The sequence below is a fragment of the Aeromicrobium sp. REDSEA-S32_B7 genome, from assembly GCF_001626145.1.
GTDB lineage: Bacteria > Actinomycetota > Actinomycetes > Propionibacteriales > Nocardioidaceae > Aeromicrobium > Aeromicrobium erythreum.
On record NZ_LUNF01000179.1, the window covers coordinates 1 to 7,003 of the forward strand.

General features: G+C 74.9%; 5 protein-coding genes and 1 pseudogene. 5 read left to right on the forward strand and 1 reads right to left on the reverse strand.

What is annotated here, in order from left to right:
* The 5 genes and pseudogenes from A6Q79_RS12495 to A6Q79_RS12515 form a co-directional block, all read left to right on the forward strand.
* Positions 1–528: pseudogene (locus A6Q79_RS12495) on the forward strand (alanine--glyoxylate aminotransferase family protein); the annotation flags it as partial.
* Positions 525–1,799: an allantoate amidohydrolase gene (locus tag A6Q79_RS12500; protein WP_067853222.1), complete on the forward strand. Its 1,275-nt coding sequence runs from the start codon at positions 525–527 to the stop codon at positions 1,797–1,799. The pseudogene A6Q79_RS12495 and the gene A6Q79_RS12500, both read left to right, overlap by 4 nt.
* Entirely contained in the window at positions 1,796–2,659 is an 864-nt protein-coding gene (locus A6Q79_RS12505) for a MurR/RpiR family transcriptional regulator (RefSeq protein WP_317698482.1), read from the forward strand. The genes A6Q79_RS12500 and A6Q79_RS12505 overlap by 4 nt, the downstream gene beginning before the upstream one ends.
* A gap of 4 nt (positions 2,660–2,663) precedes the next feature.
* Positions 2,664–3,494, forward strand: coding sequence for an FAD binding domain-containing protein (locus tag A6Q79_RS12510; protein ID WP_286691049.1), 831 nt, complete (start codon positions 2,664–2,666; stop codon positions 3,492–3,494).
* Positions 3,491–6,187, forward strand: a complete 2,697-nt coding sequence (locus A6Q79_RS12515; RefSeq protein ID WP_317698488.1) for a molybdopterin cofactor-binding domain-containing protein — start codon at positions 3,491–3,493, stop codon at positions 6,185–6,187. Before A6Q79_RS12510 ends, A6Q79_RS12515 begins: the two co-directional genes overlap by 4 nt.
* 12 nt (positions 6,188–6,199) lie before the next feature.
* On the opposite strand, the gene A6Q79_RS12520 is transcribed toward A6Q79_RS12515, so the two are convergent.
* Positions 6,200–7,003, reverse strand: an 804-nt coding sequence (locus tag A6Q79_RS12520) for an XdhC/CoxI family protein (protein ID WP_317698490.1), incomplete at its 5' end; no start/stop codon positions are given.

Here is a 7,003-nt window from a genome sequence, read left to right on the forward strand (position 1 = left end):
GAGGAGCGCGACGTCGCGCGGGGCGTGCGCATCGCCTCGAACTACCTCGACCTCGCGATGATCATGGACTACTGGGGTCCGCGCCGGCTCAACCACCACACCGAGGCGACGACGATGCTCTACGGCGCGCGCGAGTGCGCGCGGCTGCTCGTGGAGGAGGGGATCGACGCCGCCGTCGAGCGGCACCGTCTGCACGGTGCCGCGATGCTCGCCGGGGTGCGTGGGCTCGGGCTGGAGGTCTTCGGCGACGTCGACCACAAGATGAGCAACGTCGTCGCGGTGCACATCCCCGACGGCGTCGACGGCGACGCCGCGCGGGCGGTGATGCTCGAGGACTTCGGCATCGAGATCGGCACCTCCTTCGGACCTCTGCACGGCAAGGTCTGGAGGATCGGCACGATGGGCTACAACGCCCGCAAGGACGCCGTGCTCGTCACGTTGGCCGCGCTGGAGCAGGTGCTGCGGTCCGGTGGTGTCGCCGTGACAGCCGGCGGTGGCGTCGGCGCTGCGCAGGAGGTCTACGCGTGAGCGCCCCGACGGACCTGCCCACGAGCGGCGCCGCGGTCGGCTCGGCGGCCGAGGTGCTGGCCCGCTGCGCCGAGCTGGACCTCTACTCCTCCCACCCCGAGCACCTGGAACGCGTCTACCTGTCGCCGGAGCACGCGGCGGTCAACCGGGTCGTGGCCCGGTGGATGACGCGCGCCGGCCTCGCTCCGCGCCAGGACGCGGCCGGCAACCAGTACGGCCGACGCGAGGGCCGCGAGCCGGGGCTGCCCGCCCTGCTGCTGGGCTCCCACCTCGACACCGTCCCCGACGCCGGCTCCTACGACGGCATGCTGGGCGTGCTCATGGGCATCGCCGTCGCCGAGCGGCTCGGTGACCGGGTGGACGACCTGCCGTTCGCCCTGGAGGTGGTCGGGTTCAGCGACGAGGAGGGCACGCGGTTCGGCAAGGCGCTGCTGGGCAGCTGCGCGGCCGCCGGCACGTGGGACCCCGCGTGGTGGGACCTCTGCGACGCGGGCGGCATGACGCTGCGGACCGCGTTCGAGGAGTTCGGGCTCGACCCGCGCGCCGTCGGCACCGCCGCGCGGCGTCCGGATGAGCTCGTGGGCTACCTCGAGGCGCACATCGAGCAGGGCCCCTACCTCGAGGAGGCCGACGCCTCGCTCGGGTACGTGACCACCATCGCCGGCGCGCGGCGCTTCGTCCTGGAGGTGGAGGGCGAGGCCCGCCACGCCGGCGGGACGCCCTACGACCGCCGCAAGGACGCCATGGTCGGCGCCGCGGAGTGCATCACGGCGATCGAGCGCATGGTCCGCCCGTCGGGCTGCATCGCCACGACGGGCCGGATCGAGGCCCGCCCGGGCGCGGTCAACGTGATCGCGGGGCACGTCGAGGTCAGCCTCGACCTGCGCGCGCCCACCGACGCCGCCCGCGACGCGATGTGGGAGGACCTGGAGGCCGAGCTGCAGCGGCTGTGCGCCGCGCGTGGGCTGGGGCTGCGGGTCACCGAGACGCACCGGGCGCCCGCGATGCCGTGCGCGCCCTGGCTGACCGACGCCGTCGTCAGCGGCATCGTGGGCACGGGCGACACCACCCCGATGGGGCTGTGGAGCCGCGCCGGCCACGACGGCATGGCCGTCGGGGCCGTCACCGACGTGGCCATGCTGTTCGTACGCTGCCACGACGGCGTGAGCCACCACCCCGACGAGGACGTCCGCGAGATCGACGTCGCGCGCGGGCTCGACGCCTTCGAGGCCGCCGTCCTCGAGGTCGCGGCGAAGGTCGCGGCCTCATGAGCACCACCGCCCTGGACCCGTCAGGGGCTCCTCGCGAGGAGACGCGGCCGATCGAGGTGCGCATCACCGAGAAGTACGCCGACCTCGCCCCGCAGGAGCGCCGTGCGGCCGACGTGCTGCTGGAGCACCTGCACGACCTCGCCATGTACCGGGCGTCGGAGCTCGCCGACCTGGCCGGTGTCTCCAAGGCGACGATGAGCCGGCTGTTCCGTCGGCTCGACTACGAGGACTTCACGCAGGTCCGCGACCAGCTGCTCGTCCTGCGCAACGCGGGCCTGCCGGTGCCGGTGGGGGCGCCGCCGAGCGTCGCGCGCCACCTGGAGACCGAGGTCGAGCACCTGCACCGCGTGCTCACCGCGGCCGAGGGTGCGATCGAGCAGGCGGCGGCGCTGCTGGCCGGTGCCGCGACGGTGACGGTCGTCGGGATGCGCAACAGCTACCCGGTCGCGCTGCACCTGACCCAGCAGCTGACGCAGGCGCGGACCGGCGTCGGGGTCGCGCCGTCGCCGGGGCAGTCGCTGTCCGACGAGGTGGTCGGTCTGGGCGCCGACGACGTCGTGGTCGTGGTCGCGTTCCGTCGCCGCCCGCCCGAGATCGCCGCGCTGCTCGACCTCGTCAGGTCCCAGGGCGCCCGGGTCGTGCTCATGGCCGACCCGTCGGGCCGCCGGCTCGCGTCGCCGGGCGACTTGTGGATCGAGTGCGGCGCCTCGACGCAGGCCGCGTTCGACAGCTACGCGGCGGCGATGAGCGTCGTCGCGGCGCTGTCGTCGCGCGTCCTCGACGCGCTCGGCCCGGCGGCGGGCCAGCGGGTGGCCGCGATCGCGGCGGCCTACCGCGCGCTCGGCGAGATCGAGGACTGAGGCCGTGGACCTGCACACCGTCGGGACCTTCCGTCTGCCCACCGGCCCGGACGACCTGGTCCTCGCACCTGGCGAGACCTGGCTGGCCGGCGGCACGTGGCTGTTCTCCGAGCCGCAGGTGACGACCACCGGCCTCGTCGACCTCCTGGCGCTGGGCTGGCCCGACTGGGAGCTCGACGCCGGAGCAGCGGACGGCTCCGCGACCGGGCTGACGACTGGGCTGACGATCGGGGCCACGTGCTCCCTCCTCGACCTCGTCACGCACGCCGAGCGGTCCGGGCTGCCGGGGCTCGCGGTGGCGCGGCCGTGCGTCGAGGCGCTCGTCATGTCGAGCAAGGTCTCCCGGCGCGCCACCGTCGGCGGCAACGTGTGCCTGGCGCTGCCGGCCGGCGGCGCCACCTCGCTGCTGACCGGCCTCGGCTCCGACGCCGTCGTGTGGGGGCCCGGTGGCGAGCGTCGGGTGCCGGTCGCGTCGCTCGTGACCGACGTGCGCCGGACGTCGCTGGACCCGGGCGAGCTCGTGCGTGCGTTCGAGGTGCCGCGTGCGTCGCTCGCGTCGACGACGGCCTTCCGGCGCGCGGCGCTCACCCCCATGGGCCGCTCGGGCGCGGTGCTGGTCGGCCGGCGCGAGCCGGACGGCGGCGTGCACGTCAGCGTGACCGCCTCGACCCACCGCCCCCACGTGCTCGACCTCGGCCCGGCTCCCACGGAGTCCGACGTCGCGACCGCGGTGGCCACGATCGAGCGCTGGTACGACGACCCGCACGGCGCGCCCGACTGGCGTGCCGCGCAGACCCTGCGCTGCGCGCTCGAGGTCGTGGAGGAGCTGGCATGAGCAGTCCGGTCGAGACAGATCCCGTCGAGAGAGGGGCGTTCGAGGTGCGGATCAACGGCGCGAGCGTCACCACGGCCCCGACGCCGGGCCAGTGCCTGCGCACCTACCTGCGCGACCACGACCGCCTCGACGTCAAGAAGGGCTGCGACGCCGGCGACTGCGGTGCCTGCACCGTCCTGGTCGACGGCGACCCGACGCACTCGTGCGTCTTCCCGGCCGTGCGGGCCGCCGGTCGCGAGGTGACGACGGCGTCCGGCCTGGGGACGCCCGACGACCTGCACCCCGTGCAGCAGCGCTTCGTCGACGCGGCCGGGTTCCAGTGCGGGTTCTGCACGGCGGGCATGGTCGTCACCGCGTCGACGCTGCCCGAGGGGCTCGCGCACGACGACCTCTGCCGCTCGATGAAGGGCAACCTGTGCCGCTGCACCGGCTACCGCTCGGTCCGCGACGCCCTCGCCGGCACGGCCAACGTCGGCGAGGCCCCGGCGGGGGAGGCGTTCGGCGCCTCGGTCGCCGCGCCGGCGGCCTGCCGCGTCGTGGCCGGGCAGGAGCCCTTCACCCTCGACCTGGAGGCGCCGGCGGACCTGCTCCACGTCGCGGTGCTCGGCAGCCCGCACCCGCACGCGCGCATCACCTCGATCGACACGTCACGGGCGGAGGCGCTGGAGGGCGTCCACCTGGTCCTCACCTACCACGACGCCCCCGACGTCCTCTACTCCACCGGCCGGCACCAGAGCCGGCTCGACGACCCCGACGACACGCGCATGCTCGACCCCGTCCTGCGGTTCGCCGGCCAGCGCGTCGCGGTGGTCGTGGCCGAGACCGTCGCCACCGCGCAGGAGGCCTGCCGGCTCGTCGACGTGGAGTACGAGGTGCTGCCCGCGGTCCTCGACCCCGACGCGGCGCGTCGGCCAGGGGCGCCGCTCGTGCACGGCGACAAGGACCCGGTCGTCTCGCGCATCGCCGAGCCCACCCGCAACGTCGTCGCCCAGCTGCACGACGAGCACGGCGACGTCGAGGCGGCGCTGGCCTCGGCCCACACCGTCGTGTCGGGCACGTGGCAGACGTCGCGGGTCTCGCACGCCCAGCTCGAGACGCACGGCGGACGCGGCTGGCTGGCCGACGACGGCACCCTCGTGGTGCGCACGAGCACGCAGGTGCCCTTCCTGGTGCGCGACGAGCTCGCCCACGTGCTCTCGCTGCCGCGCGACCGGGTCCGGGTGCTCGCCGCCCGGGTCGGCGGCGGGTTCGGCGGCAAGCAGGAGATGCTCGTCGAGGACGTCATCGGGCTCGCCGTCCTGCGCACCGGACGCCCCGTGCAGTACGAGCTGAGCCGCGAGGACCAGTTCACGATCGTGCCGTGCCGCCACCCCATGCGGGTCGGCGTCACGCTCGGCGCCGACGCCGACGGGCACCTGACGGCGCTCAAGCTCGACGTGCTGTCCGACACCGGCGCCTACGGCAACCACGCCGTCGGCGTCATGTTCCACGGCTGCCACGAGTCGGTCGCGCAGTACCGCTGCCCCAACAAGCGGGTCGACGCCGAGGCCGTCTACACCCACCAGCTCCCGTCGGGCGCCTTCCGCGGCTACGGCCTCGGGCAGGTCATGTTCGGCATCGAGTCGGCCATGGACGACCTCGCCGCCGAGCTCGGGCTGGACCCCGTCGAGCTGCGACGTCGCAACGCCGTCGTGCCCGGCGACCCGTTCGTGGTCACGGCGCTGGAGGAGGACGACCTGGAGTACGGCTCCTACGGGCTCGACCAGTGCCTCGACCTCGTCGACGCCGCACTCGCGTCGGGTCGCGGCGACGACGCTCCCGAGGGCTGGCCGACGGGACGCGGCGTCGCGATGGCGATGATCGCCACCATCCCGCCGCGCGGGCACTTCACCGACGTGGCGGTGGCGGTCGACGCCGACGGCCGCTACACCCTCTCCGTCGGCACCGCCGAGTTCGGCAACGGCACCACGACGGTGCACGTCCAGCTCGCGGCGACCGAGCTGGCCACGACGCCCGACCGCGTCCGGGTGCGCCAGAGCGACACGGCGACGTCGGGCTACGACACCGGCGCCTACGGCTCGGCCGGCTCCGTCGTCGCGGGCAAGGCGGTGCACGTGGCGGCCGAGCGGCTGCACGCCGAGCTGCTCACGCTCGCCGCCCGCGCGGCCGGCGTCGCCCGCGGCCACTGCACGCTCGAGCGCGACGGCGTGCGCCTGCCCGACGGGTCGCTCCTGAGCTTCCGCGAGGTCGTGCCCGACGGGCTGTCGGCGGAGGGCACCCACGACGGGAGCCCACGCTCGGTGGCCTTCAACGTCCATGGCTTCCGGGTGGCGGTCGACCCGACGTCGGGCGAGGTGCGGGTGCTGCAGTCGGTGCACGCCGCCGACGCGGGCGTCGTGATCAACCCCGAGCAGCTCCGGGGCCAGGTGGAGGGCGGTGTCGCGCAGGCGATCGGCTCGGCCCTGCAGGAGGAGGTGGTCGTGGAGGACGGACACGTCGTGACGCGCACCTTCCGTTCCTACCGCGAGTCGATGAGCGAGGCACCGTACAACCCGGTGGCCCCGGCCCTCGCCAACGCGATCACCGACGCGCTCGGCGCACGTCCCCGCACGCTGCCGATGAGTCGCGACCGGATCTGGCGGCTGGCGCAGACCGGGTCCGACGCACCACCGAGTCGGCAGCGCCGGGGCTAGGTCGGCCGGCCCTCAGGCCGGGTCGAGGCGCGCGGGGGACCGGTGGATCGGTCCGGTCGTGGCCGAGAGCGGCTGCGCCGAGCCGCCGTGGCGGACGGCCAGCACCTCCGCCAGGATCGCCACGGCGGTGTGCTCGGGGCTCGAGCCGCCGAGGTCGAGCCCGAGGGGGGAGCGCAGGCGGCTGATGTCGACGCCGTCGAGGGCGCGCACGCGTCGTTCGTGCGTGGTGCGCGAGCCCATCGCGCCGACGTAGCCGGCCCCGCCCTCCAGGGCCGACGCGAGCACGACCGTGTCGCGGTCGAGGTCGTGCCCGAGCACGCACACGGCGTCCTCGGGCGACCACGTGCGCGTCGCGCACCAGTCCGCGAGGTCGGCCACGACGACCGCCGTCGCGTCGGGGAAGCGCTCCTTGGTCGCGAAGGTCGCGCGGTGGTCGAGGACGGTGACGGCGAAGCCGGCGCGCGACGCGAGCGTGCACAGCGCCACGGCGAACTCCACGGCTCCGACCACCACGAGCTCCGGCGGCCGCTGGACCGAGATGCTGGTGCCGGCGAGCGTCAGGGTCGCGGACCTCCCGCCCGCCGCGCACTCGACCTGGTGCCACTGCTCCGCGTCGAGCGACGCGAGGTCGCACACGAGCACCTCGATCGTCCCGCCGCACATCAGGCCGGGCTCCAGCCAGTCGCCTGCGGAGTAGGTCCGCCGTCGCGTGGGCCCTCCCGCGAGGACCTCCTCGCACTCGGCGACGAGGGCACCCTCGACGCACCCGCCGGAGATGCTGCCGACCACGCGTCCGGTGTCGTCGACCGCCATGGC